Genomic DNA, 25,730 nt, shown 5'->3' with positions numbered 1-25,730 from the left:
GAACACAGAAGTTAAGCTTACTTGTGCCGAAGATAGTTAGCTGGAAACGGCTTGTGAAAATAGGTAGTCGCCGACTTGAACAGAAAGCTCTGAGATGAAAGTCTCAGGGCTTTTTTGTTGCATAAAAATATAGCGTGATTTTTGGTCGTAATGCTAATATGTCAGGACTTGACAAGAACACTACTACGTAATACAATGTAGATAAGCTACTACGCATTACATACTAGCAGGAAGGAGGTTATATGGAAAACAATGCGCAGCTTTTAAAAGGCGTTCTGGAATATTGTGTTCTGAAATTGATTGCGCAAGAGCCGACCTATGGCTATGAGATCGTGATGCATCTGAAACAGGTCGGATTTTCTGACTTGAGCGAGAGCACGCTCTATCCGCTGCTATTGCGCTTGGAGCAACAGGGAAAGGTCACGGTGGAGCGCAGACCTTCTCCCAAGGGACCGAGCCGAAAATACTACATTGTAACGGAAGAAGGGCGGCAGGCGCTTCTTGAGTTTCGGCAGGATTGGAGCCAGCTCTGCCAGTTGGTGGAAAAAATTTTTAAGGAGGAGCCAGATGAATAAGTATTTTGCATTGCGAAAAACAAACCGGATGCGTACCGAGTTGCTGACTGAAAAAAGTCAGGAGCAGCTTAAAGAAGTGATTCGTTATCTTCGCCGGGTCAGCTGGGACTTCTGTGGCATCGAACTGGTGCGCAGCGATTTGCTTGATATTGCAATCCAAGCCAACAAAGAAAATCAGGAACTGTTTTATTCGATTTCGGACGCAAAGACCTTTGTGGAAGAGGTCAAGCCCAGCTTGAAAACACTGAGAGCCGGGGATTACTTCTGGTATGTTGCACCTCTGTATTTCTTTTTTGGGTGGGGCGTGGAAGGCTTGCTGCTCTATCCGGTAATTGGAAATTGGGTTTTTGAACTATCCGTAGGGTATCTGATGCAGCTTGTTGTTGCAGTGGCGGCGTTTTGCGTACTTTTCCGCCGGATGATGGAGCAGATAGGCTTTCCGCCGCGAGAGCATTGGCTGAAATATGCTGCATGGCTGGTGCTTTATATCGTGATTTTATATGGAACGGGCTGGTTCTTTACCCAGATCGCGGGTAAGATTGTACTGCTGCGGCTTCCGATTCTTAGCTATTCGGTCTTTTGCCTGCTTCTGGGTGCGGGGCTGTATGCGGTACATTTCTGGAGATATGGAAAAGATTCGCGTCTGAGTGCTCGCATATAAAGCAAAAAGCGACTTCGCTGCACTGTGCACAACAGTGCGACGGAGCCGCATACCTTATTGGGTAGTTGCCGACTTAACTGAAAGCTCTGAGATGAAAGTCTCGGGGCTTTTTTGTTGCATGAACATAAAAATACATAGCCGCAAATTTGCAGGGAAAAGCGCTTTTGCCTCGTGTTACAAGGTGAAAGCGCTTTACAATTTTGCAAAAAGGATGCGATTGATCATGAAACGATTCCACCGCCGCTGTCGGCGGCTATGTATTCTGGCAGCGCTGCTTGTGCTGCTGGTACTATTTTTGAGGCAGAATGTCCTGCTGGATACTGCCAGCCGACACGCAATCTTACTGGACGCCCAAAGCGGGCGGGTACTGGCGCAGAAACGTGCTGATGAGCGTACTGCACCGGCTTCCCTGACAAAAATGATGACTGTACTGCTGGCCATTGAGACTGAGCCCGATCTGGATAAACAGGTAACACTACCGGAGGATATTTTTCCAGCCTTACAGACCGAAAAAGCATCTATGGCGGGCTTTGTACCCGATGAGACTGTCACGGTGCGTGACCTGCTCTATGGTGCGATGCTGCCCTCCGGCGCAGAATGCTGTGAGGCGCTGGCGCAGCTGGTAAGCGGCAGTGAGGATAACTTTGCCGAACTGATGAACCAAAAGGCTGCAGAGCTTGGTATGAAGAATACCCATTTTACAAATGCAACCGGTCTGACCGATACCGAGCACTATTCCAGCGCGGCAGATATGGCAAAGCTCTTGCAGGCAGCGCTGCACAATACGACCTTTCGCACAATTTTTACAACCAAGCACTACACCACTACGGCGACTGCACAGCACCCGGAAGGCGTTTCGCTGACCAGCACACTGCTGGGCAAGCTGGACGGAACAGAGCTTCCCGAGGGGGCACAGATCGAAGGCGGCAAAACAGGGTATACCGCCGCCGCAGGGCTGTGTCTGGCCAGCCTTGCCATCGTGAACGGAAAAGAGTACATCCTTGTTACGCTTGCCGCGCCCGGAGACCACGGGACGGAGCAGTACAATATCCGCGATGCAGTGCATGTGTACCGGAAACTAGCGGATAAAAAATAACCGCGCTACACAGGGCTCGCCTTGCAAACCGGGTGCTCCGGCGGTACAATAGGGACATTCTATCATGGAAAAGGATGTTTGACTATGCGAGACGAAGCCATTGATCTGTGCGGACAGGTGGATTTTACCCGTACCGATGCCATGCCGCTGCTGGAGCGGGATACGCAGTTCCGCTTTGCCTGTGCGGGCTGCGGCAACTGCTGCCGCGGGCGGGAGGATATCGTGCTGTCCGGGTATGACTTGTGGCGTATTGCTGCCCGGCTGCGTCTGCCGCCGCAGATCGTAGCCCGGGGTTATTGCCGCAGCAGCATTGGCAGGGTGAGCCATTTACCGGTGCTGCGGCTTGCCCCGGTGAAGGAAAACCGCAACAACTGCCCCTTTCTGACCGAAAACCACTGCGCCATCCATGAGGCTGAGCCACTGGTTTGCGCACTGTATCCGCTGGCGCAGGAGATCAGCCGGGCAGGGGAGGTACACTACTTTTTGCAGCCCACCGGCTGCGGCGGGCAGGTGATCGAAGCAAGGGTGCAGGATTACCTTGCCCGCTACGATGTGCCCGCCCGGGAAGCCATTGACGTGCGCTGGGCGCAGACCTGCATGGCGCTGGAAGATACAGTGGAGCAGCTGGAGGCAGTGCTCAGCCCGGTGCTGGTGCACCGGATGCAGGCGAAGCTCTGGCAGGCACTGTATTTTGGCTACGATTATGCGCAGGACTATCTGCCGCAGCTGGAAGCAAACCTGCGAACGCTGGACACGGAACTGCACAAACTGACGGAGTATCAGAAAAAACGAAATAATGGTTCGAAATAATTGATGAATAGATTTGCTTGAATCGATAATAAAGGCCGTTTTCGGGTAAAAGTGGATTGTTTTGCCAGCAATTCTGTGCTATACTTCACGAGTGTAAAGCGAACCTTGTTTGATCCGCTTACAATATCGGCCCGGAGTGCGGCGTCCTGTTGGCTGCAAGGGCTGGAGATAGAGGAGATCATCAATATGCGTAAAATCACTCGTCGTTCCTTCCTGACTGCTGCCGTTGCCTGCGGTGCAGCAGCTGCCCTTTCCGCCTGCGGCGGTTCTTCCTCCGCATCTTCTGCGGCAGCGTCCTCCACGGTTGCTTCTGCATCGGTCGCTGCCGCTTCCAACGGCGAAAAGTTCACCGTTGGCATCTGCCAGCTGGTGCAGCACGCTGCACTGGATGCCGCTACGCAGGGCTTTGAGGATGCGCTGACCGCTTCCTTTGGCGAGAACGTCACCTTCGACTTCCAGAATGCACAGGGCGATTCCGCTACCTGCGCCACCATTGCTAACGGCTTTGTTTCCTCCGGCGTGGCACTGATCATGGCAAATGCTACCCCTGCTTTGCAGGCTGCACAGGCTGCTACCAACACCATCCCCATTCTGGGCACTTCCGTTACGGAGTACGGCGTGGCACTGGGTCTGGATAACTTCTCCGGCACCGTGGGAGGCAACGTCTCCGGCACCTCCGATCTGGCACCGCTGGATCAGCAGGCAGACATGATCGTGGAGTGGATGCCCGAGGTCAAGAAGGTCGGCCTGCTGTACTGCTCGGCCGAGGCAAACAGCCAGTATCAGGTAGACGAAGTGCAGAAGTATCTGGAGGCCAAGGGCGTGACTGCTACTCAGTACGCTTTCTCGGATTCCAACGACCTGTCCTCCGTCTGCCAGAAGGCTGCGGACGAGAACGATGCACTGTATGTGCCCACCGATAACACCGTTGCCGCCAATACCGGCATCGTGGACGGCATCTGCCGCCCGGCTAAAAAGCCTGTGTTCGCTGGTGAGGAGGGTATCTGCTCCGGCTGCGGCGTGGCCACCCTGTCTATCAGCTACTACGACTTGGGATACACCACCGGTGAGATGGCAGTCAAGATCCTGAACGGCGAGAGCGACATCTCCACCATGGCCATCGAGTACACCGATGTGACCAAAAAGTACAACAAGGCCATCTGCGATGACCTTGGCCTGACCGTACCGGAAGGCTATGTAGAGATCGAAGCCTGATAACAGCAAAACCGGAACAATATAAAAATAGCGGAGAAGAGTTGATTCTTGCTCTTCTCCGCTTTCCCGTATCAAAGCGGGAGATAAAAAAGTGTAACGTTTAGGAGGAAATTGTTTTGGAGATCATTGCGAGACTTGCAAACCTGCCGGGCGCTTTACCGGGTGCCTGTGCGCAGGGGCTTATCTGGGGTATCATGGCCATTGGCGTGTACCTGACCTACCGTATTCTGGATGTAGCCGACCTGACCGTGGACGGCAGCTTTGGCACCGGCGGCGCGGTGTGCGTCATGTGCCTGCTTTCCGGCATGAATGTCTGGGCAGCATTGCTGGTGGCTGTGCTGGCCGGCCTTGCTACCGGCCTTGTCACCGGCCTGCTGCACACCTTTATGGGCATTCCCGCCATTCTGGCCGGTATTCTGACCCAGCTGGCGCTGTATTCCATCAACCTGAAGATCATGGGCAAGGCCAACCAGTCCATCAACGTGGATAAATACGGCCTGCTCATCTCCCTGCGCTGGGTCAAGGAATTTGCCCTGCACAACCCCATCATCATGGTCATCCTTGCTACGGCGGTTGTTATTGGGGTGTTGTACTGGTTCTTCGGCACGGAGCTGGGCTGCGGCATCCGCGCTACCGGCTCTAACCCTGCCATGTCCCGCGCACAGGGCATCAACACCAACTTCAACATCGTGCTGGGTCTGGCCGTTTCCAATGCGCTGGTGGCTTTGTCCGGTGCGCTGCTCAGCCAGTATCAGGGCTTTGCAGATGTGGGCATGGGACGCGGTGCTATCGTCATCGGTCTGGCTGCCGTCATCATTGGCGAGGCCGTGTTTAGCCGCATCTTCCATAACTTTGCCCTCAAGCTGGCCTCTGTTTCCATCGGCGCGATCATCTATTATATCGTCATTCAGCTGGTGCTGACACTGGGCTTTGATGCAAACCTGCTCAAGCTGCTCAGTGCCTCCGTGGTGGCAGTGTTCCTTGCCGTGCCGTACTGGAAGGGCAAATACTTCTCGAAGCCGGTCAAAAAGGCAAAGGAGGACGCAAAAAATGCTTGAGATCCAAAATGTTTCCAAAACCTTCAATGCAGGCACGGTGAACCAGAAGACCGCCCTGAACGGCCTGAACCTGAAGCTGAACGAGGGCGATTTCGTTACCGTCATCGGCGGCAACGGCGCAGGAAAATCCACCATGCTGAATGCCGTGGCCGGTGTGTGGCCGGTGGACGAGGGCAAGATCCTCATTGACGGCGTGGACGTCACCCGCCTGAGCGAGCATCAGCGCGCCGCTTACATTGGCCGCGTGTTCCAAGACCCCATGACCGGCACTGCCGCCACCATGCAGATCGAGGAAAATCTGGCGCTGGCAGCTCGGCGCGGCAAGCGCCGCACCCTGCGCATCGGCATCACCAAGGCCGAGCGGGAGCAGTACCGTGAACTGCTTAAGACCCTTGATCTGGGCCTTGAGGATCGACTGACTGCCCGCGTGGGGCTGCTTTCCGGCGGTCAGCGGCAGGCGTTGACCCTGCTGATGGCTACCATGAACAAGCCGAAGCTCCTGCTGCTGGATGAGCATACCGCTGCACTGGACCCCAAAACGGCTCTGAAGGTGCTCACCCTCTCGGCGCGCATCGTGGAGGAGAACCATCTGACCACCATGATGATCACCCACAACATGAAGGATGCCATCAAATACGGCAACCGCCTCATTATGATGCACGAGGGTCACATCATCTACGACGTGGCAGGGGAGGAGAAGCAGAAGCTGCACGTCTCCGATCTGCTGGCCAAGTTCCAGATCGCCAGCGGCGGCGAGTTTGCCAACGACCGCATGATCCTGTCCAACTAAGCAAGAACAGAAGGATGCTCCATCCGCTTATGGCTGGAACGCCCTTCTTAAATAGCCTGATTGCATTACAAAAAATAGGCTCCCCGCCAAATGGCAGGGAGCCTATTGCTGTATGCGGGTTACCGCTTGATATCGTAGTTCATGTTCATCAGGTTGCGGATGGTGCTCACATCATCGGTGATGTTGGCATCGCCGTGGATGGTGTGCTTGATGGCGCTGCTGGCCACTGCAAAGTTGATCATATCCATAGCTTTGTAGTTGTGCAGCATGGCGTAGATCAGGCCGCTGGCAAAGGCGTCGCCGCCGCCCACGCGGTCCAGAATGTTAAAGGTGTACAGCTTGCTCTCGAAGGTGTGACCCTCGTACCACATAAAGGCCTTCAGGCTGTTCTCGCTGCCGCTGTGGGCGTAGCGCACATGGCGGGCGATGCACTTCAGGTTGGGGTAGCGCTCGATAAACCGCTGGAAAATCTCGTCTTGCTGCTCGTAGCTGGGCTGCAGGGGCACACCGTCCTTCCAGTCGCCCTTGCTGTGGTCGTTTTCGTCCTTCCACAGGTGGTAGGGCTCAATGCCCAGCAGCACATCCACGTAGGGCAGGCACTCGGTGCAGAAGTCTCGTGCTTCCTCCCAGGTCCACAGGGTGGAGCGGAAGTTGCCGTCAAAGCTCACGGTCAGGCCCTTCTTCTTGGCAACCTTCAGCATATCAAGGATCAGGCTGCGGCAGTTGGGTGCCAGTGCCGGGGTAATGCCGCTGAGGTGCAGCCAGTCGTAGCCCTCCAGCAGAGCGTCTAGATCCACCTGAGAGAAATCGTACTCGGTAATGGCACTGTGCTTGCGGTCGTAGATGACCTTGGATGCGCGGATGCCGTAGCCGGTCTCCAGATAATAAGTACCCAGACGGTTAGAAGGGGTCTCGTCCGGCTCGGTCAGGATCATGGGGGTGCAGTGCACATCGTTGGAGCGCAGCCAGCGCACAGCGCTCTTGCCCAGACTGTTGTTGGGTACTACGCTGAAAAAGGTGCTGTCCACGCCAAGGTTTGCCAGCGCCAGCGCAATGTTGGCCTCGCTGCCGCCGTAACTGGCCTCAAAAGCGGATGCCATGCGGATTTTTTCGTAGTTCGGCGGGGTCAGGCGCAGCATGATCTCACCACAGGTGATGAACTTCTGGCCATTGGGCTCGCTGCCAAGGATCGGATTGAAATGTTCCATAAAGCTCCTCCTGATGACATTGCGGAAACCCGCAACTATTAACACATCGTTGTATCCATTATAGTGCGTTCCCGGACAGAATGCAAGCGTTTGCACGCGCAAGCAAGAGAAAATAAGACCGAAAATTTGGTAAAGTTGCCGAAAAGGCTGCTCTGCCGCAGAATTACACTCCGGTCAGGTCAAAGCTGGGGGTGTATTCCTCCTTGGCGCTGCTCTTCTGCTGCATATAGCCCTGCACAAGCCCCTTGTCCATGGCGTAGTTCACCACCCGGCGGTATTCGTAGGTGGTGATGCGCCGCCCGATGCCGTGCTCTGCGGCCTTGTAGAAGGGAGTGTACTGGCTCATGACGCTGGGCAGAAAGCACCCGGGGTCGGCATCGTTCCACGCAGCCATCTGGTCCAGCACGGCAAAGCTGTCCTCCACATGACCCGGCAGCGCCAGATGCCGCAGAATGACCCCCTTTTGCAGGATGCCGTCTGCATCGAACACCGGATGTCCGGCCTGCGCCATCATGGCCTCGATGGCGGGCTTTGCCTCGGCAAAATAGTCCGGCGCGGCGGAAAGCTCTGCAGACAGGGCAGAGGATACATATTTTAGATCAGCCAGCCAGATGTCGATGTACCCGCGCCAAGCCTCTACGCTTTCCACGGTCTCGTAGCCGCCGGTATTGCACACGATGGGCAGCCGCAGCCCCTTGGCGCGGGCAATGTCCAGCGCGGCAATGATCCACGGCTGCCACTGCCCGGGGGTGACCAGATTGATGTTGTGCGCGCCCTGCGCCTGTAAATTCAAAAAGATCTCAGCCAAATGCTCCACGGTGATCTCTTTGCCCAGCCCCTCGGCGCTGATGGGGTAGTTCTGGCAGAAGCAGCACTTCAGGGTGCAGCCGGAAAAGAACACCGTGCCGCTGCCCCTTGTACCGCTGATGCAGGGCTCCTCCCAGTGGTGCAGGGCAGCACGGGCAGCTTTTAACGTAGCGCCCGCCCCGCAGAAGCCGGTGCGCCCGGCGGCACGGTCAGCACCACAGCGGCGGGGGCAGAGGGTGCAGCGAGTGGGAACGGAAATGGTTTTCGGCATAATATCCAAAGTCCTTTGCTTAAAATTTTCGTATTCAGTATACCACTTTTGGTGCCATTCGTGCTATACTGAAATATAGAGAAACGATAATACAAAAAACGCAACATCTTTGCAGGGCAAGGAATACGTTATGATGGAGGAGACCATGCGCACCGAAACCGATGAGATTCGCGATAATCTGAAGTACCTGACCCTGCTGGCCAGAGATTACCCTTCGCAGGCGGCAGCTGCCAGCGAGATCATCAGCACACAGGCGCTGCTCAAGCTGCCCAAGGGCACCGAGCATTTCATGAGCGACCTGCACGGCGAGAACGAGGCCTTTGTGCACATCCTGAACTCTGCCTCCGGTGTCATCCGGGAAAAGGTGGATGCCGTGCTGGGCAACACCATGCCGGAGGCAGCCCGTGCAGAGCTTGCCACCCTGATCTATTATCCCACCGAAAAGCTGCCTCAGCTTAAAGCACGCTGCACTACCGAGGATGCACTGGAGCAGTGGTATACCCAAACCCTTCTCCAGCTGATCGATATCTGCCGTCTGGTGTCCTCCAAGCACACCCGCGACCATGTGCGCGGCTGTCTGCCCTCCAGCTGCGGCTATATTCTGGACGAGCTGCTCCATGCCCACTTTGAGGATCACGATAAAGATCTGTACTACGGCCAGATCGTGGGCAGCATCATCGAAAATGGCCGCGCCGACCGCTTTATCGTGCGGCTGTGCGAGCTCATCAAGCATCTGGCGGTGGATAAACTGCATATCGTGGGCGACCTGTTTGACCGCGGCCCCCGCCCGGACATTATTCTGGATCTGTTGATGCGTCATCACAATGTAGATATCCAGTGGGGCAACCATGACGTGGTATGGATGGGCGCTGCCGCCGGCAGTCCCATCTGCATCTGTACGGTACTTAAAACTACACTTGCCTACCACAACCACGGGATGCTGGAGGACTGCTACGGCATCAACCTGCGGCACTTGCAGCGCATGGCGGAGCAGTTCTACGGCGAGGACGACCTTTCCATCTGGATGCCCCACACGGACGCCGCCCGCGGCCCCTATACGGAAGGAATGCTCCACCGCTGCGCCGTGATGCACAAGGCCATCTCCATCCTTATGTTCAAGCTGGAGTGTCAGGTCATCGACCGCAACCCGGATTTCCAGATGCAGGGGCGGGACTATCTGCGCCGCATCGACTGGAACGCCCACACCGTGCAGGTAGGGGAGAAAAGCTATCCTTTGCGGGACACCTCCTTCCCCACAGTAGACCCGGCAGACCCCGCAAAGCTGAACCCGGACGAGCAGCTGGTGCTGCGCAAGCTGGTACAGTCTTTCCGGCAGAGCGAAAGGTTACAGCAGCATATTGAATTTTTGTACGCCAAGGGCAGCGTGTACCACATTGAGAACGGAAACCTGCTCTACCACGGCGCTGTGCCCATGAATACGAAGGGCGGCTTTGCGGTGGAGCACTTTGAGGGACGCCGCTACTCCGGCCGTGCCCTGATGGATTACTGCGACGCCCGCGCCCGCCGTGGCTACTACGGGGCAGAAGGCAGCGCCGCCCGCCAGAGCGGACAGGATTTTCTGTGGTATCTGTGGTGCGGCAAGCTTTCGCCGTTGTTTGGCCGCAGCGCCATGACTACCTTCGAGCGGCTGTATATCGCAGACCCCGCCACCCATGCGGAGGTCAAGGACCCCTATTATAGCTGGTACAACGACGAAGCCGCCTGCCGCCGCATTCTGGCAGAGTTCGGATTGCCGGGCACGAGCCATATCGTCAACGGCCATGTGCCGGTGCAGGAGAAAAACGGCGAAAGTCCCATCAAGGGAGGGGGACGGCTGGTGGTCATCGACGGCGGGTTCTGCCGCGCCTACCACGAAAAGACCGGCATTGCCGGGTATACGCTGGTGTATTCCAGCCGCACCATGTCCCTGCGCACCCATCAGCCTTTTGAAAGCGCAGAGAAGGCGGTGCGGGAAAATTTGGATATCCTGTCCCAGAAGAACATTCTGGAGACTGAAAATCATCGCATCCTCGTGGAAGATACGGACGAGGGCGAGGTGCTGCGGGAGCGCGTGCACGACCTGAAGCAATTGGTGACGGCCTATCAGCTGGGCTGGATCCCGGAGGCGCGGTGCGAGGATCACGTTTGGTGATATCGCCAAAGGGTGAAATTTGGGTCGGTATTCGTCAAAATTGATGAAAAATTCAATAAATTATTGGAATATCCGCGTGTAATCTGGGCAAAACAGAAAATAATGAAACAGATACAAATCGGGCTTTGCTTTTTTGTGGAAGTAGTGTATAATAGGATAGTTATAAATCTGCCCCGGTGTTGGTAAATCTGTACACCCCGGCAGTACAAGTAACAAGATGGAATGCTTTCAGTAGCCTTAACAGGCCTGTGGCACAGGCCTTTGACAAGGAGATCATAAAAGTGGAGAAATTTGTTATTACCGGCGGTAAGCCCCTGCACGGAGAAGTTACTATTTCCGGCGCAAAAAATGCGGCTGTGGGTATTCTGCCTGCCACCATTCTGGCAGCGGATGTCTGCGTGATCGAAAATCTGCCCGATATCAGCGATGTGTCGGTCAGCCTCAAGATTCTGAGCACCCTTGGTGCACAGGTGAAGATGCTCAACCGCAACACCTACGAGATCGATACGCGGCATCTGGTCACTACCAATGTGCCGGACGATCTGTCCCGCCAGATGCGCGCCAGCTACTACTTCCTTGGCGCACTGCTCTCCCGCTTCGGCAAGGCACAGGTGGCCATGCCCGGCGGCTGCAATCTGGGCCCCCGCCCCATCGACCAGCACCTGAAGGTGTTCAGTGCACTGGGCGCAGAGGACAGCGTGGATTACGGCATGATCACCGTGCGCACCAAGCAGGAGCTGACCGGTGCCCATATCTTCTTTGATAAGGTCAGCGTGGGCGCTACCATGAACGGTATGCTCTCTGCGGTCATGGCCAAGGGGCAGACCATTCTGGAAAACTGCGCCAAGGAGCCCCATGTGGTGGATCTGGCAAACTTTTTGAATATGTGTGGCGCAGACGTGCGCGGTGCCGGTACGGATGTTATCAAGGTGCGCGGTGTGGAAAAGATGCACGGCTGCACTTACAGCATCATCCCGGATCAGATCGAGGCCGGCAGCTACATGGTAGCTGCGGCTGCCACCGGCGGCGATGTGCTCATCAAGAATGTTACCCCCAAGCACCTGGAGCCCATCACGGCAAAGCTGCGCCGTGCAGGGGTCACTGTGGAAGAATTTGATGATGCTGTGCGGGTATCCCGTACCGGCGATATTCTGCCGCTGAAGATCAACACCATGCCGCACCCCGGCTTCCCCACCGATATGCAGCCCCTGATGGGTGTGCTGCTGAGCGTGGCCAAGGGCACCAGCACCATCACCGAGAGCGTGTGGGATAATCGTTTCCGCTATGTGGACGAGCTGCGCAAGATGGGTGCCAGCGTACAGGTGGACGGTCAGGTGGCCGTGTTTGAGGGCGTAGAAAAGCTCAGCCCCGCACCGCTGCGCGCTTCCGACCTGCGTGCCGGTGCCGCCATGGTGGTGGCCGCTTTGATGGCCGATGGCACCAGCGAGATCGAGGAGATCGGTCATATCGAGCGCGGCTACGAGAATATCGTGGAAAAGCTGCGCGGTCTGGGCGCTGATATCAGCAAGGTGGAGCGGATGCCTGCTGCGCTGGAACAGGCCCTGTAACACAAACAACAAAACAAACAGCCTGCCGTAAGTTCTGTGCGGCGGGCTGTTTTCAGGTGGTAACATAAGAGGTTTTCATGGCAGAGTTCATTTCATTGTATTCCGGCTCCTCCGGCAACAGCAGCGTGGTGCGCTGCGGTGCGCAGTACCTCATCGTGGATATGGGCAAGGGTGTACGCACCACCACGGCAGCGCTCAAATCACTGGGACTAGCCGTCAGCGATTGTGCGGGCATCCTTGTCACCCACGAGCACAGCGACCACGTCAAGGGGCTTTCCACTTTCCTGAAAAAGAACCCGATGCCGGTGTACGGCGCAGCGGCTACGCTGGATTTTCTGGACGCCAACGATATCGTGCCCGCCAACTGTGAGCTGAACACGCTGGAGGGCAGGGAAGAGGACATCGGCTGCTTCGGGGTACAGTCCTTCCCCACCAGCCACGATGTACCCTGCGTAGGCTACCGCATCCACACCCCGGACGATAAGACCATGACCATCGCCACCGACCTTGGCACCCTGACCCCGCCGGTGCACGAGGCGCTTTCCGGCTGCGACCTTGTGGCGCTGGAAAGCAACTACGACCTGCACATGCTGCGCAGCGGGCCCTACCCCTACTATCTGCGCGCCCGCATCGAGAGCGTGCGGGGACACCTTTCCAACGACGAGTGCTCCGCAAAGCTTCTGGAGCTCATCCAGAGCGGCTGTAAAAAGTTCGCCCTGTGCCATCTCTCGCAGGAGAATAACACGCCCAACCTTGCCTTGCAGACCGTGTTCACCACCTTGGGTGCAGCCGGTGTCGTGCCGGAAAAAGACTGCATCGTGCAGGCACAGCGCCGCAACGAGGTGAGCCCTGCATTAGAGTTCTGATTTGCCGCAAAATAAAGCCATCTGCAACAGCTGATTCCAAGGGTTTCGCCCCTGGTCATGCTGCGGCAGATGGCTTTTTATTTACGCGGTGCTGCGCATTTGTTTTGCAATTGTTTCTCTCGAAAGATGGACGGCTCCGGCAGAAATGAAACGACTTATTCGGCGGCTTTCTGTACCCGGATATCACTGCCTAAAAACTGGATCTGCACAAAGGCCGCAAGGCGGCTGGAGATCTTCTCTGTATACAACTTTTCCAGCAGTGCGCCGTCCGTGATATTGGTGGTGACAATGGTAGGCAGCTTTGCGCCCAAGCGGTTATTCAGCAAGCTGTACAGATTCGTCAGGAAAAAGCTGGAATTGAACTCGGTGCCCAGATCGTCCAAAATCAGCAGGTCAGCGTTGCAGGCAGTCTGGAACAAGGTCTCCTCCTCGCCGCCGGGGTCGGTGCCGAAATGTAGCGCTTCCAGCTTGCCGAAAAAGTCCGGGCAGGAGACATAGATCACATCATAGTTCTGCCGCAGCACCTCACCGGCAATGGCAAGGGCGGCATGAGTCTTGCCCAGCCCTGCATTGCCCACCAGCAGCAGGCTTTCGCGGGTGGTGGGGGAAAAGTCTGCCGCGTAATCCCGCAGGTCGGCCAGAACCTCGGCCATATAGCTGCGCACGCTCTCGCCCAGCGCTTTGTCCACCGTGTTGGGGTAGTAGTCCAGCTGCATGGTGTCAAAGCTGGAGATGGACAGGCTGGACAGCTCCTCAATCTCCTTCCGGCGCAGCTGTTGCATCACCCGGCGCACACAGTCGCAGGTGCGGCCGTTCACCGCGCCGGTGTCCTCGCATCGCTTGCAGATGAACTTCGGCTCCAGCGCATCCGCAGGGCGTCCGCTTGCGGCCAACAGGGCAGTCAGCTTCTGCTTTGCCGCCGCAAGGGCGGCAGCAGTCTCGGTGCGGTCCTTGCCGGAGGCTCCGGCAATGGCGCAGCGGATGCCCCGCACACGCACTTCCTCCTCGGCGTGGCGCAGCCCGGGAATGGCAGCTTCGGCCTCGGCCTGTGCATCCTGCGCTAAGGCGCGGGCGGTCTGACGCCGCATGGCTACGGTGCGCAGTGCCTGCTGATACAATTCGTTTTTGGTACGCATAAAGGCTCCTTACTCCGGTTTCTTGATAAGAGAACGGCGGCGGGTGGCGTTTTTCAGGATATCGTTTCCGCTGGGTGCAGCGCGGTCCACCCGGATATTTCGGCTTGCTCCGGCTGCAGCCACCGGGCCGCGCACATCATGGATGCTGCGCAGACCCTTGGCGTTCCATGTTTTCAGGATGCTGTTCCAGTACCACAGATCCCGCTTGGGGCCTGCCTGTACGGCGGCTTCCTGCACCATGGCGTCGTCGTAGCCGTACACCTCGTACCAGCGCGCAATGGCTTTGCGCCCGCCCAGTGTCAGCTCCTCGGGGGTGATCTGCAGCAGGCTGCTGACGTATTCCTCGCGGCTCTGGCGCAGCGCCAGCAGCTTTAAGTGGGCATCGGCCTGCTCACCGGTCTCCACGCCCTCAGCGCGCCAGACCTTCAGCTCATGGGTCACAGCGGCCATGGTGCGCTTGCCCCGGCTGGCCACATAGGCTACGCAGAGCATCACAGTCTCAGGCGCAAAGCCCTCCTGCACATACAGGTTCACCAGCTTTTCCATCTCGGCATGGGTCAGCGGACGGGCAAAGCTGGTCTGTCCGCAGTCGATCAGGCTGGAGATCATGGGGTCGGTGCGGCTGGCGGCGGCGATCTCCGCCCAGCGCATAGGGGCAGGGGCGCTGGGCTCTGCGCCCGGTGCGGCGTTTTCTTCGTAGCGTTCCAAAAGCCCTGCACCCGCCCAGAAAGCCAGCGCACTCTCGGCGCTGATGCGGCTGCGCAGCTTGAGGTCGGCGCAGAGCTTGTCCGGGTCGGTCACGCCGGTGGCCAGCACATACAGCGCCACCCGCACATTGTATTCTTCGGCAATGCCCAGCTTGGAGAACACCAGCTGCGGCACGGCGATGGTATCGCCCTTCAGTTCCTTCAAACGGTAGATCATGGTTTCCTCGTTCAGTTTATTCGTTGGCAGTATCCGGCTCGGCAGGCGGCTCCCAGGGGTCGCAGTCCATCATGTCCGGGCAGTTGTTCCAGCGCTCCGACTCGGCCTCGTAGGCGTCTTTCAGATACTGCGCAGCGGCGGCACGCCCTTCGTCTGTAAGCGGGAATACCTCCCGGCGGCGCAGGGCGGGGTCGGTCTTGTCGATCGTCCAGGGCGCGGGCCAGTAGTCCACTGTGAGGATCTTTTCCTCCTTGGTGGCATCCGCGCCGCCGTCCGGGTCCGGCACGGTGCGCTTGCCCGGGGTAAGCCGGTAGCGCAGCCCGGCCTCGTTGCCGCTGTAATCATTCTTGCACAAAAAGTAGTGCAGCAGGGGAACAAAGATCATGGTGCAGCTCGTCCTTTCCGGCAAAAGGCGCAGCCTTTTGCGCAATCAATTCTATTATAAAGCCGCCGGGCTAAAATGCAATAACTTTTTGTGAAACACTCTGCAAAAGCTGCCCCGCTTACAGGAAATCCGGCCTTGACAGCACCGTAGAAATATGGTAAAATATTGCCTGTTGCAGCAGGTGTGCAATGTGCTACTGTGGCTCAGCTGGTAGAGCAGCTCACTCGTAATGAGCAGGTCGCCTGTTCGAATCAGGTCAGTAGCTCCAAAGAAAAACCCCCGAAAGTTGGCTTGTGAAGCCGGTTTTCGGGGGTTTTGCTTTGTGCGGAAAAGCAAAGCCGCCGCACCCTGCCCGGAAACTCCGGCAGCAGAATGCGGCGGCATACTGTTACAAAAAACTTACTTAGAGATCTTCTGACCGATCCAGATGCAGATGCAGGCACCGATCACCGAAATGGCAAAGGAAGAAAAGCTGCCGGAGGCGTGGATGCCCAGCAGGCCGAACAAAAACTCGCCCACAAAGCTGCCCAGCACGCCCATCAGAATGTTGCGGCCAAGGGAAGTTTCCGTGCCCATAAAGCGCCCGGCCAGATATCCGGCCAATGCGCCCACCAGCACGCCCACAAAAAGGGAGGCCAGCACGCCCACCAGCGTCAGCAGGCCGGTCAGGCAGCCCACCAGCACACATAGCAGGGCAATGATGAGCAAAATCGTTAAAGTGATCATAGTTTATACCTCCTTAAAAATTATGGCTCTGCCTGCTGCCCGGCGGCTTCGCGGGCGGTGCGGCAGATGTCTTTCAAACAGCATTTTTCGCATTCCGGCTTGCGGGCGTTGCACACCGCACGGCCATGCATCACAAAGCGGTGGCAAAGGTCGCTGCCTTCCTCCGGCGGGATGATCTTCCATAGCGCCATCTCCACCTTTTGCGGCTCCTTAATGCCGTCCACAAGGCCAATCTTATTGCACAGCCGGATGCAGTGGGTGTCGGTAACGATGGCGGGCTTGCCGAACACATCCCCCATGATGAGGTTTGCGCTCTTGCGCCCTACGCCGGGCAAAGCGAGCAACTCCTCAAAGGTATTGGGCACACGGCAGTCGTACTTGTCCCGCAGCATCCGCATACAGGCCGAGATATCCCGCGCCTTGGAGTGTCCCAGCCCGCAGGGCTTGACGATGGCTTCAATGTCCTCCGGCTCGGCGGCAGCCAACGCCGCCACGCTGGGGTATTTTGCAAACAACTCCTCCACCACAATGTTCACCCGGGCATCCGTGCACTGGGCGGCCAGCCGCACGCTGACCAGCAGCTGCCATGCGTGGTCGTAGTCCAAGGTGCAACCAGCATCCGGGTATTCGGCCTTGAGACGCCGGATGACCTCCAGCGCCAGCGCTTTTTTTGCGGTAAGATCCTCCGGGGCTTTTTTTCGTACCGGCATGGGACAAACCTCCTTTGAAAGGGAATACCTGAATCATACCATGTTTGACAGGATTTGTAAATGTTTGCAGGGCATTATCTGAGAATGATTTTCAGAAAAGCCCTTGTCCTCCTTTTCTAAATGCGCTATACTATATAAAAAGTGCCTTGCGGGCAGGAAAGGGGAACCCACCATGAATGAACCACTTGCGCAGCGCCTACGTCCCAAAACGCTGGCGGATGTGTGCGGGCAGCAGCATCTGCTGGCTCCGGGGCGGGTGTTCCGCCGTACCATTGAAAGCGGGCGCATTCCCAACATGATCTTTTACGGCCCCTCCGGCACCGGAAAGACTACGGTGGCACGCATCATTGCCGAGAACAGCGGCATGACCCTGCACAAGCTCAACGGCACCTCCTGCGGCACCGGGGATATCAAGGCAGTGCTCAAGGATATCGGCACGCTGGCAGCGGCGGGCGGCATTCTGCTGTATCTGGACGAGATCCAGTACCTGAACAAAAAACAGCAGCAGAGCCTTTTGGAATGCATCGAGGACGGCAGCGTCACCCTGATCGCCTCCACCACCGAGAACCCCTATTTCTACATCTATAACGCGCTGCTTTCCCGCTGCACGGTGTTTGAGTTCAAGCCCCTTGCCGCAGCGGACGTGGAGCGCGGGGTACGCAACGCCGTGCAGCGCCTTTCCGAGGGCGAGCAGGTGCCGGTATGCATGGACGAGGATGCCTGTGCCTATCTGGCTGAGAGCGCCGGGGGCGATCTGCGCAAGGCACTGGGCTGTCTGGACTTTGCGGTCACGGCAGCGCCGGTGGAAAACGGAGAAAAACGCATTACCTTAGATATGATCCGGCAGGTCACCCGCCGCACCGCCATGCGCTATGATCGGGAGGGCGACGACCACTACGACATCGTGTCCGCCTACCAGAAGTCCATGCGCGGGTCCGACCCGGACGCGGCGCTGCACTATCTGGCACGCCTGCTGGAGGCGGGAGACCTGCCCTCTGCCTGCCGCCGCCTGATGGTGTGCGCCTGCGAGGATGTGGGGCTTGCCTATCCGCAGATCATCCCAATCGTCAAGGCGGCGGTGGATGCCGCCAACATGGTGGGTCTGCCGGAGGCGCGTCTGCCGCTTGCGGATGCAGTCATTCTGGTGGCCACCAGCCCCAAATCCAACAGCGCCCACGATGCCATCAACGCAGCCATTGCGGATGTGCAGGCCGGGCGCACCGGACCCATCCCGCGCCAGCTGCAAAACAAGCACTTTGACGGCGAGGATGCGCTGGTAAAGGGGCAGAACTACAAATACGCCCACAGCTACGCGAACCACTGGGTACAGCAGCAGTATCTGCCGGATGTACTGAAGGATACCAAGTACTACACCTTTGGCGACAACAAGACCGAACAGGCCGCCCGGGCGTACTGGGCCAAGATCAAAGGGGAAGAAAACGTCTGAACCGTGTGAAAAAGGAGGATGGATATGCGTTACTCAAAACAGCGGGAGCTTGTCATGCAGACGGTGCAGCAGCTGTGCGACCACCCGACTGCGGAAGAAATCTACGATAAAGCCGCGCAGGAGTGCCCGAATCTGAGCCTTGGCACAGTATACCGCAACCTGAACAGTCTGGTGGAAGCCGGGCGGGTGCGCCGGGTGTCCATTCCCGGCAAGGCGGACCGCTTTGACCACACCCTGCCGTGGCACAGCCATTTGTACTGCACCGTCTGCGGCGGCGTCACCGATGCAGAGGTGGACGGAAAACAGGTGATGGAGCTGGTCAAAAACCAGAAGGGCAGGGTGCAGGATTGTGCCGTGGTGCTGCTGGGCGTGTGCGAAGAGTGCTGCCGCAGGCAGGATGCAGAGGCGGCAGCGGCTAAACAGGCATAAAATTTGCGTGTTTCCTCTTGCCCGCAGCGGCCAAACAGGGTATACTAAAGAGTGTCTTTTATAGAATGGCAGAAAATAGAGTTTCGCCGCACGGGGCTACCCTGCCCGGCGGAGAAGGATGGTTTGCTTGGAATACATTAACTTTGAACATAATACCGTTGCCGCCGAGCTGGTGCGGCAGACCTACGACACCCCGCCGCTGGCCTTTGTGCACAGCTACGGCTGTCAGCAGAACGTCAACGACGGCGAGCGCATTAAAGGCGTGCTGGTGGATATCGGCTACGGCCTGTGCGATAAGCCCGAGGATGCCGACCTGATCTTGTTCAACACCTGCGCCGTGCGTGAGCACGCCGAGCAGCGGGTGTTCGGCAACGTGGGCGCGCTGAAGGGCCTTAAGGAAAAAAAGCCCGGCCTTATCATCGGCCTGTGCGGCTGCATGGCCAACCAGAAGCATGTTGTGGAAAAGCTGCGCAAGAGCTACCCCTATGTGGATCTGGTGTTCGGCGTGGACGGCATCGACACCCTGCCGCAGCTGATCGCCCAGAAACTGCAAAAGCATAAGCGGGTGCTGCTGGACCCCGCACAGCGTCCGGTCATCGTGGAGAACATTCCCATCCGGCGCGAGAGCGAGTTCCGCGCATGGCTGCCCATCATGTACGGCTGCGATAACTTCTGCACCTACTGCATCGTGCCCTACGTCCGCGGCCGCGAGAAGAGCCGCAAGCCCGGCGATATCCTTGCGGAGTTCCGCAGCCTTGTGGAAGCGGGCTATAAGGAAATCACCCTGCTGGGTCAGAACGTGAACAGCTACGGTAAGGGGCTGGAGGAACAGATCGATTTCTCCGACCTGCTCAACCTGCTGTGCACCGTGCCTGGCGATTATCATATCCGCTTTATGACCAGCCACCCCAAGGACGCCAGCCATAAGCTGATCGATACCATCGCCGCCCAGCCGAAGCTGTGCAAGCACCTGCATCTGCCGGTGCAGTGCGGTTCCGACCGGCTTTTGCAGCAGATGAACCGCCACTATACGGTGGAGCAGTATCTGGAGCTCATCGATTACGCCCGCAAGACCGTGCCCGGCATCACCTTCTCCAGCGATATCATCGTGGGCTTCCCCGGCGAGACCGAGGAGGACTTTGTAAAAACGCTGGAACTGGTGCGCAAGGTGGGCTATATGCAGCTGTTCACCTTTATCTACTCCAAGCGCACTGGCACCAAGGCTGCCGAAATGCCGGACCCCACCCCCCGCAAGGAAAAGACCGACCGCATGACCCGCCTGCTGGCTACGCAGGACGAGATCGCCATGGCGCTGGTCAAGGCGCAGGTGGGGCAGACCGTCCGGGTATTGGTGGAAGGCTTCGGGCGTAATGAAGGCACCCTTTCCGGCCGGTTGGACAATAACCTGACCGTGGAGTTTGCCGCCGACCCGGCACTGCTGGGCAGCTACGCGACTGTACATCTTACCGGTGCCCGCGCCACCGTGCTGCTGGGTGAAGTGGAAGCATAAAAATGTGATTCCGGGGCAAACTGCCCCAGAAAGAATAAAAACAACAAGGAGAACCCAATCATGGATTGCATTGATCTTTTCAAGCGTGCCGCTATGGCACTTCAGACCGACCCCCGCTACGTCATTCTGGATCAGGCCCGCAAGGCAAACGACAAGGATGAGGAACTGCAGAACCTGATCGGCGAGTTCAATCTGGCCCGCATGGACCTGAACAACGAGATCGGCAAGAACGAGCGCGATGACGCCCGCATCGCTGAGCTGAACGAGAAGGTGAACAGCCTCTACGGTCAGATCATGGGCAACGAGGGCATGGTGGCATACAACGAGGCCAAGCGTGAGTGCGAGAACCTGGTCAACTATATCGACGCCATCATCAACACCGCCATGAACGGCGGCGACCCCATGACCGTGCAGGAGCCTTCTGCCTCCTGCACCGGCAGCTGTTCCACCTGCGGCGGCTGCCACTGAGCAAACTTTTTTGACCGGAACGCGGCTGTGCAACACAGACCGCGTTTTGTTTGCACCGGCGGTTACAGCCCGCAAACCGGCTGACGGAACCATACAAGGGAAAGAGGAAAAACCATGGCAGAGCTTTCGCCCATGATGCAGCAGTATCTTGAGATCAAAAATCAACACAAGGACGAAATTCTTTTTTACCGCATCGGCGATTTTTACGAGATGTTCTTCGACGATGCCGTCACGGCGTCCCGGGAGCTGGATCTTACCCTTACCGGCAAGCAGTGCGGCCTTGCGGAGCGCGCCCCCATGTGCGGCGTGCCCTTCCACAGCTACGAGGGCTATGTGGCGCGCCTGATCGCCAAGGGCTATAAGGTGGCTATCTGTGAGCAGGTGGAGGACCCCGCCAAGGCGAAAGGCCTTGTCAAGCGGGACATCATCCGGGTGGTCACCCCCGGTACGGTCATCGAGAGCAGTATGCTGCAGGACGACCGCAACAACTACATTGCCAGCCTGTACCTCAAGGGCAAAAAGGCGGGCCTGTGCTTTGCGGACGTTTCCACCGGTACGGCGCATATCACCGAACTGACGGCGGATAAGATCGCCCCGGCGGTCATTACCGAGCTGTGCCGCTACCACCCCAGCGAGGTGCTGCTGAATCCCGGCCTGCTGGACTGCCGCGAGGTGACCGCCTACATCAAAAAGAACATGAACTGCTCGGTGGAACTGGTCGAGGACGAGCGCTATGCGCCGGGGCTGGTGGCCTCTGCGCTGGAAGAACAGTTTGGCCGCGACTGGCCGCAGACCACCGGCATAGCTGCCGAGGGCCTTGTGCGCTTTGCTATGGCCGCCCTGCTGGAATACCTGCACGATACCCAGATCAAGGGTGTGGAGCGGTTAAAGACGGTCATTACTTACAACGAAGCCCAGTTCATGCGGCTTTCGCCGGTTACCCGGGCAAACCTTGAGCTGACCGAGACCCTGCGCGGACGCGAAAAGCGCGGTACCCTGCTGTGGGTGCTGGATAAGACCAGCACTGCCATGGGCAAGCGGATGCTGCGCAGCTGGATCGAGCAGCCGCTTATTTCCAGCCAGCTCATCAACCACCGCCTGAACGCTGTGGAGGCGCTGGTGCGCCAGACCATGGTGCGCGGCGACCTGACCGAAGAACTGCACTACATTGCGGATCTGGAGCGCCTGATGACCCGCACGGTGTACGGCTCTGCAACCCCCAAGGAGATCTACACCCTTGCCCAGACCTGTGACCGTCTGCCCGGTCTGCGCAAGCAGGCAGAGGGCTGCAACTGCCCGGAGCTTGCCGAGCTGGCCGCAAGTATCGACCCGCTGGAGGATATCAAGGCGCGCATTTATGCCGCAGTAGACCCGGACGCCCCCTCCACCCTCAAGGATGGCGGTGTCATCGCCAAGGGCTACCATGCCGAGGTGGACGAGCTGCGCTCCATCCGCGATAACACCAAGGGCGTGCTGGCACAGCTGGAAGCCCGCCTGCGGCAGGAGACTGGCATCCCCAAGCTGAAAATTGGCTATAACCATGTGTTCGGCTACTTCATCGAGGTGAGCAACTCCTACAAAAACCTTGTGCCGGAGACTTATATCCGCAAGCAGACCCTCACCTCCGGCGAGCGTTACATCACGCAGGAACTGAAGGAGCTGGAAAGCAAAATTCTTGGCGCGCACGAGCGGCTCATCTCGCTGGAACGCCGCCTGTTTGACGAACTGCTGGAGAGCATTGGTGCCCAGCTGGATCGCATCCAGCGCACCGCTAACGCCATTGCTCAGCTGGATGTGCTGGCTGCGCTGGCGCAGGTCGCTGCGGAAAACAACTACTGCCGCCCCGTGGTGGACGACAGCGATGTGCTGACCATCACCGAGGGGCGTCACCCGGTGGTGGAGCAGGTGCTCAAGGGCAGTATGTTTGTGCCCAATGATACCACCCTCAACTGCACCACCGACCGCTGCCTCATCATCACCGGCCCCAATATGGCGGGTAAATCCACTTATATGCGTCAGAATGCCCTCATTGCGCTGATGGCGCAGATCGGCTCCTTTGTGCCGGCAGCCAGCTGTCATGTGGGCGTGGTGGACGCCATCTTCACCCGCATCGGTGCCTCGGACGACCTTGCCGCAGGTCAGTCTACCTTTATGGTGGAGATGACCGAGGTAGCGGAGATCCTGAAAAATGCCACTGCCAAAAGTCTTGTGGTGCTGGATGAGATCGGCCGCGGCACCTCCACCTTTGACGGCATGAGCATCGCCCGCGCCGTGGTGGAGCATATCGCAGACCCCGCCAAGGGGCTGGGCTGCAAGACCCTGTTCGCCACCCATTACCACGAGCTGACCGAGCTGGAAGGCACCGTAGAGGGCGTAAAAAACTACAATATTGCGGTCAAAAAGCGCGGCGAGGACATCACCTTCCTGCGGCGCATCGTGCGCGGCCCCGCCGACGACAGCTACGGCATCGAGGTGGCAAAGCTGGCCGGTCTGCCCGGCAGCGTGACCCGCCGCGCCCACGAAGTGCTGCGTACGCTGGAGGCCTCTGCGCCCAAAAACAAGGTAGAGCAGATGGATTTTGACGCCTTGCAGGAGTACAATTCCCCGGCAGTGCCCAGCGAAATGATGGAAAAACTGGAGGCTGTGGATGTGGAAACGCTTACTCCCATTGAAGCGCTGAACTTTTTGTACGAGCTGAAAAAGACCCTCAAGGGCAGCCTGAACGGCTGACCGTAAAAATCAACCACAGGGGAGGGAAAAGACCATGGCAGTCATCCATGTTCTGGATAAACATACTGCGGAGCTGATTGCCGCCGGTGAGGTGGTGGAGCGCCCCGCATCGGTGGTCAAGGAGCTTTTGGAAAACTCCATCGACGCCGGTGCAACGCAGGTCACCGTAAGCATCGAGTCCGGCGGCGTAAAGCTGATCGAGATCAGCGATAACGGCACCGGTATTGATGCTGAGTATATCCCAACGGCTTTCATCCGCCACGCCACCAGCAAAATTGAAAAGCCGGATGACCTGAACAGCATCCACACACTGGGCTTCAGGGGTGAAGCACTGGCTTCCATTGCCAGCGTGGCGCGGGTAGAGTTGCTCACCCGCACCGAGGTGGACGAGTTTGCCACCTGCTACCGCATCTCCGGCGGTGAGGAGCAGGGCAGGGAGCCTGCCGCCCGTGCTGTGGGCACCACCATCCGGGTGCAGGACCTGTTCTACAACACCCCCGCCCGCATGAAGTTCCTCAAAAAGGACTCCAGCGAGGGCACCTTTGTGGCAGATAACGTGGGTCATGTGGCGCTCAGCCACCCGGAGGTCAGTGTCAAGTTCATCCGGGAAGGCAAGCTGCAATACGTCACCCCCGGCGATGGACAGCTGCGCAGCGCTGCCTACGCGGTGCTGGGGCGGGAGTTCAGCCGCGACCTTATCGAGGTGCACTCCGAGGAAGGGCTGTACCGGGTCACCGGTCTGATCACCCCGCCCAAGAGCTGCCGCGCTAGCCGCAGTATGCAGCATTTCTACATCAATGGCCGCTATGTGCGCAACCGCACCATCATGGCGGGCATGGAAATGGCCTTTAAGGGTACGACCATGCAGGGCAAGTTCCCGGGCGGCATCCTGCTGCTGGAAATGCCCACCGACCTTGTGGACGTCAATGTCCACCCTGCAAAGATTGAAGCCCGCTTTGCCCGGGAAAATGACGTGTTCGATGTCGTTTACCATGCGGTCAAGCTGGCGCTGGCACAGCCCGGCACCGGGGAGCGCCGCTTCACCTTTGAAGCAGACGAAAAAGAGAAAACTGAAAAAGAAAACGATACTCAGAGCGAAAATACTGTAAAGAATAATCACTTTACAGGACTTTCTGCCGTCATTCCGGGTCAGGCAGACCCCGGCACGCTGCCCGCGCAGCGTTGGGAAGCTCCGCAGCCACAGCGCCCCGCTGCTGCTGCGGTGAAAATCACCGCTTTTACCGCGAACACCCCGCCGGTACAGCCCGCACAGCCTGCCCGCGCGGCTGCTGCCGTGCCCCCGTGGCGGCAGTCTGGCCCCGCAGAGGATATCCTGGACCCGGTGGTCACCCTCCACAGCCCGGAAAAACCAGATGCAACCGAAGTCCAGCCCGCACCGCAGCCCTTCCGGGCAGCCGCTGCTGAGGCACAGCTGGATGTGCACCCGGAGACGGACGCCGCAGCCGATCCGCTGTTGGATCACATGGCGGCATGGAACACCATGCCCGCTGCCCCGGAGATTGAAGTTGCAACGGTGCCCTATCAGCCGGAGGAACCGGTGCAGTCCGAGCAGCCGGAACAGCTGGGTTTTGATGTGCCGCAGGGGGAAGAGCCGCTGCGGTATGTGGGCGAAGTATTCCGCACCTATATTCTGGCAGAGCGGGGAGACGAGCTGTGTCTGATCGATAAGCACGCTGCCCACGAGCGTCAGCTGTACGAAAAGCTGGCTGCGAACTACGGCAACGTGCCCAGCCAGCTGTTGTTGCAGCCCGCCGCCATCGACCTCTCTGCAGAGGAAAAGCAGGCGCTGCTGGAAAACCTCCCCCTGCTGGAAAACGCCGGGCTGGATGTGGCGGACTTTGGCGGCAGTACGGTGCTATTGCGCGCTGTGCCTGCGGACGTAGAGCCGCAGAATGCCGAGGATCTATTGGTAGAGATCGCCGACCGCCTGCTCAAGGGCAGCCGGGACGCGCTGAACGAGCACACCGAGTGGGTATTGCACTCCATCTCCTGCCGCGCCGCCATCAAGGCGGGGGACAAGTCCTCCCCGCAGGAGCTTATGGCACTGGCCGAGAAGATTCTCTCCGGCGAGGTGCCGCCCTTCTGCCCCCATGGCCGTCCCTGCGTGCTCAAGCTTACCCGAAAGGAGTTGGAAAAGCAGTTTGGACGCATCGTGTAATGCAAAACC

General features: G+C 58.1%; 23 protein-coding genes and 1 tRNA gene. 17 read left to right on the top strand and 7 right to left on the bottom strand.

The genetic code is table 11. The annotated features are described in order from the left end of the window. Nucleotides 1-242: 242 nt before the first annotated feature. The 7 genes from C7J97_RS02590 to C7J97_RS02560 all read left to right on the top strand — a co-directional run bounded on the left by C7J97_RS02590 (nucleotide 243) and on the right by C7J97_RS02560 (nucleotide 6,205). Nucleotides 243-575 carry a PadR family transcriptional regulator gene (locus tag C7J97_RS02590; protein ID WP_113991955.1) on the top strand — a complete coding sequence of 111 codons (333 nt, stop codon included), beginning with the start codon at nucleotides 243-245 and terminating at the stop codon, nucleotides 573-575. Beyond that, nucleotides 568-1,236 carry a hypothetical protein gene (locus C7J97_RS02585; protein WP_113991954.1) on the top strand — a complete coding sequence of 223 codons (669 nt, stop codon included), beginning with the start codon at nucleotides 568-570 and terminating at the stop codon, nucleotides 1,234-1,236. The genes C7J97_RS02590 and C7J97_RS02585 overlap by 8 nt, the downstream gene beginning before the upstream one ends. 223 nt (nucleotides 1,237-1,459) lie before the next feature. Next, entirely contained in the window at nucleotides 1,460-2,332 is an 873-nt protein-coding gene (locus C7J97_RS02580; protein WP_113991953.1) for a D-alanyl-D-alanine carboxypeptidase family protein, read from the top strand. An 84-nt stretch (nucleotides 2,333-2,416) separates the two neighbouring features. Beyond that, complete coding sequence (locus C7J97_RS02575) at nucleotides 2,417-3,142, top strand: YkgJ family cysteine cluster protein (RefSeq protein WP_113991952.1); 726 nt, start codon at nucleotides 2,417-2,419, stop codon at nucleotides 3,140-3,142. 186 nt (nucleotides 3,143-3,328) lie between these two features. Further along, entirely contained in the window at nucleotides 3,329-4,357 is a 1,029-nt protein-coding gene (locus tag C7J97_RS02570) for an ABC transporter substrate-binding protein (RefSeq protein WP_112120705.1), read from the top strand. A 116-nt stretch (nucleotides 4,358-4,473) separates the two neighbouring features. After that, on the top strand, nucleotides 4,474-5,415 hold the full coding sequence (locus C7J97_RS02565) for an ABC transporter permease (protein WP_097780424.1): 942 nt from the start codon (nucleotides 4,474-4,476) through the stop codon (nucleotides 5,413-5,415). Beyond that, nucleotides 5,408-6,205 (top strand): ABC transporter ATP-binding protein, encoded by a 798-nt coding sequence (locus C7J97_RS02560; RefSeq protein ID WP_005925547.1) that lies wholly within the window; start codon nucleotides 5,408-5,410, stop codon nucleotides 6,203-6,205. Before C7J97_RS02565 ends, C7J97_RS02560 begins: the two co-directional genes overlap by 8 nt. A 119-nt stretch (nucleotides 6,206-6,324) precedes the next feature. Here C7J97_RS02560 and C7J97_RS02555 read toward each other — a convergent pair whose 3' ends face one another. Then, complete coding sequence (locus C7J97_RS02555; RefSeq protein WP_015538573.1) at nucleotides 6,325-7,413, bottom strand: sugar kinase; 1,089 nt, start codon at nucleotides 7,411-7,413, stop codon at nucleotides 6,325-6,327. Between the two features lie 163 nt (nucleotides 7,414-7,576). Next, nucleotides 7,577-8,491 carry a radical SAM protein gene (locus C7J97_RS02550; RefSeq protein WP_112120708.1) on the bottom strand — a complete coding sequence of 305 codons (915 nt, stop codon included), beginning with the start codon at nucleotides 8,489-8,491 and terminating at the stop codon, nucleotides 7,577-7,579. Between the two features lie 133 nt (nucleotides 8,492-8,624). Here C7J97_RS02550 and C7J97_RS02545 point away from each other — a divergent pair, with 133 nt between their 5' ends. The 3 genes from C7J97_RS02545 (at nucleotide 8,625) to C7J97_RS02535 (ending at nucleotide 13,077) form a co-directional block, all read left to right on the top strand. Further along, the gene (locus C7J97_RS02545) at nucleotides 8,625-10,643 is read left to right on the top strand and encodes a fructose-1,6-bisphosphatase (RefSeq protein ID WP_113991951.1); all 2,019 of its coding nucleotides are present in this window, start codon (nucleotides 8,625-8,627) and stop codon (nucleotides 10,641-10,643) included. A 281-nt stretch (nucleotides 10,644-10,924) separates the two neighbouring features. Then, on the top strand, nucleotides 10,925-12,211 hold the full coding sequence (locus C7J97_RS02540; RefSeq protein ID WP_097783974.1) for a UDP-N-acetylglucosamine 1-carboxyvinyltransferase: 1,287 nt from the start codon (nucleotides 10,925-10,927) through the stop codon (nucleotides 12,209-12,211). Between the two features lie 77 nt (nucleotides 12,212-12,288). Next, nucleotides 12,289-13,077 carry an MBL fold metallo-hydrolase gene (locus C7J97_RS02535; protein ID WP_113991950.1) on the top strand — a complete coding sequence of 263 codons (789 nt, stop codon included), beginning with the start codon at nucleotides 12,289-12,291 and terminating at the stop codon, nucleotides 13,075-13,077. A 155-nt stretch (nucleotides 13,078-13,232) separates the two neighbouring features. Here C7J97_RS02535 and C7J97_RS02530 read toward each other — a convergent pair whose 3' ends face one another. The 3 genes from C7J97_RS02530 to C7J97_RS02520 are packed head-to-tail and all read right to left on the bottom strand — an operon-like array spanning nucleotide 13,233 to nucleotide 15,522. Beyond that, complete coding sequence (locus tag C7J97_RS02530; RefSeq protein WP_113991949.1) at nucleotides 13,233-14,213, bottom strand: ATP-binding protein; 981 nt, start codon at nucleotides 14,211-14,213, stop codon at nucleotides 13,233-13,235. A 9-nt stretch (nucleotides 14,214-14,222) separates the two neighbouring features. Beyond that, the gene (locus C7J97_RS02525) at nucleotides 14,223-15,137 is read right to left on the bottom strand and encodes a DnaD domain-containing protein (protein WP_097786329.1); all 915 of its coding nucleotides are present in this window, start codon (nucleotides 15,135-15,137) and stop codon (nucleotides 14,223-14,225) included. A 16-nt stretch (nucleotides 15,138-15,153) separates the two neighbouring features. Next, complete coding sequence (locus C7J97_RS02520) at nucleotides 15,154-15,522, bottom strand: hypothetical protein (RefSeq protein ID WP_113991948.1); 369 nt, start codon at nucleotides 15,520-15,522, stop codon at nucleotides 15,154-15,156. 192 nt (nucleotides 15,523-15,714) lie between these two features. On the opposite strand from C7J97_RS02520, the gene C7J97_RS02515 reads away from it, so the two are divergent. After that, a tRNA-Thr gene (locus tag C7J97_RS02515) sits at nucleotides 15,715-15,790 on the top strand. A gap of 131 nt (nucleotides 15,791-15,921) precedes the next feature. On the opposite strand, the gene C7J97_RS02510 is transcribed toward C7J97_RS02515, so the two are convergent. Together C7J97_RS02510 and C7J97_RS02505 are read right to left on the bottom strand one after the other, a co-directional pair. Further along, nucleotides 15,922-16,248 carry a GlsB/YeaQ/YmgE family stress response membrane protein gene (locus tag C7J97_RS02510; RefSeq protein WP_015538566.1) on the bottom strand — a complete coding sequence of 109 codons (327 nt, stop codon included), beginning with the start codon at nucleotides 16,246-16,248 and terminating at the stop codon, nucleotides 15,922-15,924. Between the two features lie 20 nt (nucleotides 16,249-16,268). Further along, nucleotides 16,269-16,958, bottom strand: a complete 690-nt coding sequence (locus tag C7J97_RS02505; protein ID WP_015538565.1) for an endonuclease III domain-containing protein — start codon at nucleotides 16,956-16,958, stop codon at nucleotides 16,269-16,271. Nucleotides 16,959-17,130: 172 nt separating this feature from the next. Between C7J97_RS02505 and C7J97_RS02500 the strand changes: the two genes are divergently transcribed. The 6 genes from C7J97_RS02500 to mutL all read left to right on the top strand — a co-directional run bounded on the left by C7J97_RS02500 (nucleotide 17,131) and on the right by mutL (nucleotide 25,721). Next, complete coding sequence (locus C7J97_RS02500) at nucleotides 17,131-18,405, top strand: replication-associated recombination protein A (RefSeq protein ID WP_015538564.1); 1,275 nt, start codon at nucleotides 17,131-17,133, stop codon at nucleotides 18,403-18,405. Nucleotides 18,406-18,429: 24 nt separating this feature from the next. Further along, nucleotides 18,430-18,834 (top strand): Fur family transcriptional regulator, encoded by a 405-nt coding sequence (locus tag C7J97_RS02495; protein WP_015538563.1) that lies wholly within the window; start codon nucleotides 18,430-18,432, stop codon nucleotides 18,832-18,834. Nucleotides 18,835-18,952: 118 nt separating this feature from the next. After that, the gene (gene miaB / locus C7J97_RS02490) at nucleotides 18,953-20,344 is read left to right on the top strand and encodes a tRNA (N6-isopentenyl adenosine(37)-C2)-methylthiotransferase MiaB (RefSeq protein WP_113991947.1); all 1,392 of its coding nucleotides are present in this window, start codon (nucleotides 18,953-18,955) and stop codon (nucleotides 20,342-20,344) included. A 60-nt stretch (nucleotides 20,345-20,404) separates the two neighbouring features. Next, complete coding sequence (locus C7J97_RS02485; protein ID WP_005925591.1) at nucleotides 20,405-20,812, top strand: YlbF/YmcA family competence regulator; 408 nt, start codon at nucleotides 20,405-20,407, stop codon at nucleotides 20,810-20,812. A 114-nt stretch (nucleotides 20,813-20,926) separates the two neighbouring features. Then, the gene (gene mutS / locus C7J97_RS02480) at nucleotides 20,927-23,542 is read left to right on the top strand and encodes a DNA mismatch repair protein MutS (RefSeq protein WP_097783968.1); all 2,616 of its coding nucleotides are present in this window, start codon (nucleotides 20,927-20,929) and stop codon (nucleotides 23,540-23,542) included. A gap of 34 nt (nucleotides 23,543-23,576) precedes the next feature. Beyond that, entirely contained in the window at nucleotides 23,577-25,721 is a 2,145-nt protein-coding gene (gene mutL / locus C7J97_RS02475) for a DNA mismatch repair endonuclease MutL (protein WP_113991946.1), read from the top strand. Nucleotides 25,722-25,730: the final 9 nt, after the last annotated feature.

This window comes from Faecalibacterium prausnitzii (genome assembly GCF_003324185.1).
Taxonomy (GTDB): Bacteria; Bacillota; Clostridia; order Oscillospirales; family Ruminococcaceae; genus Faecalibacterium; species Faecalibacterium prausnitzii.
The sequence above is the reverse complement of the archived record's forward strand: the minus strand, read 5'-3'. Positions and strand labels throughout refer to the sequence as shown.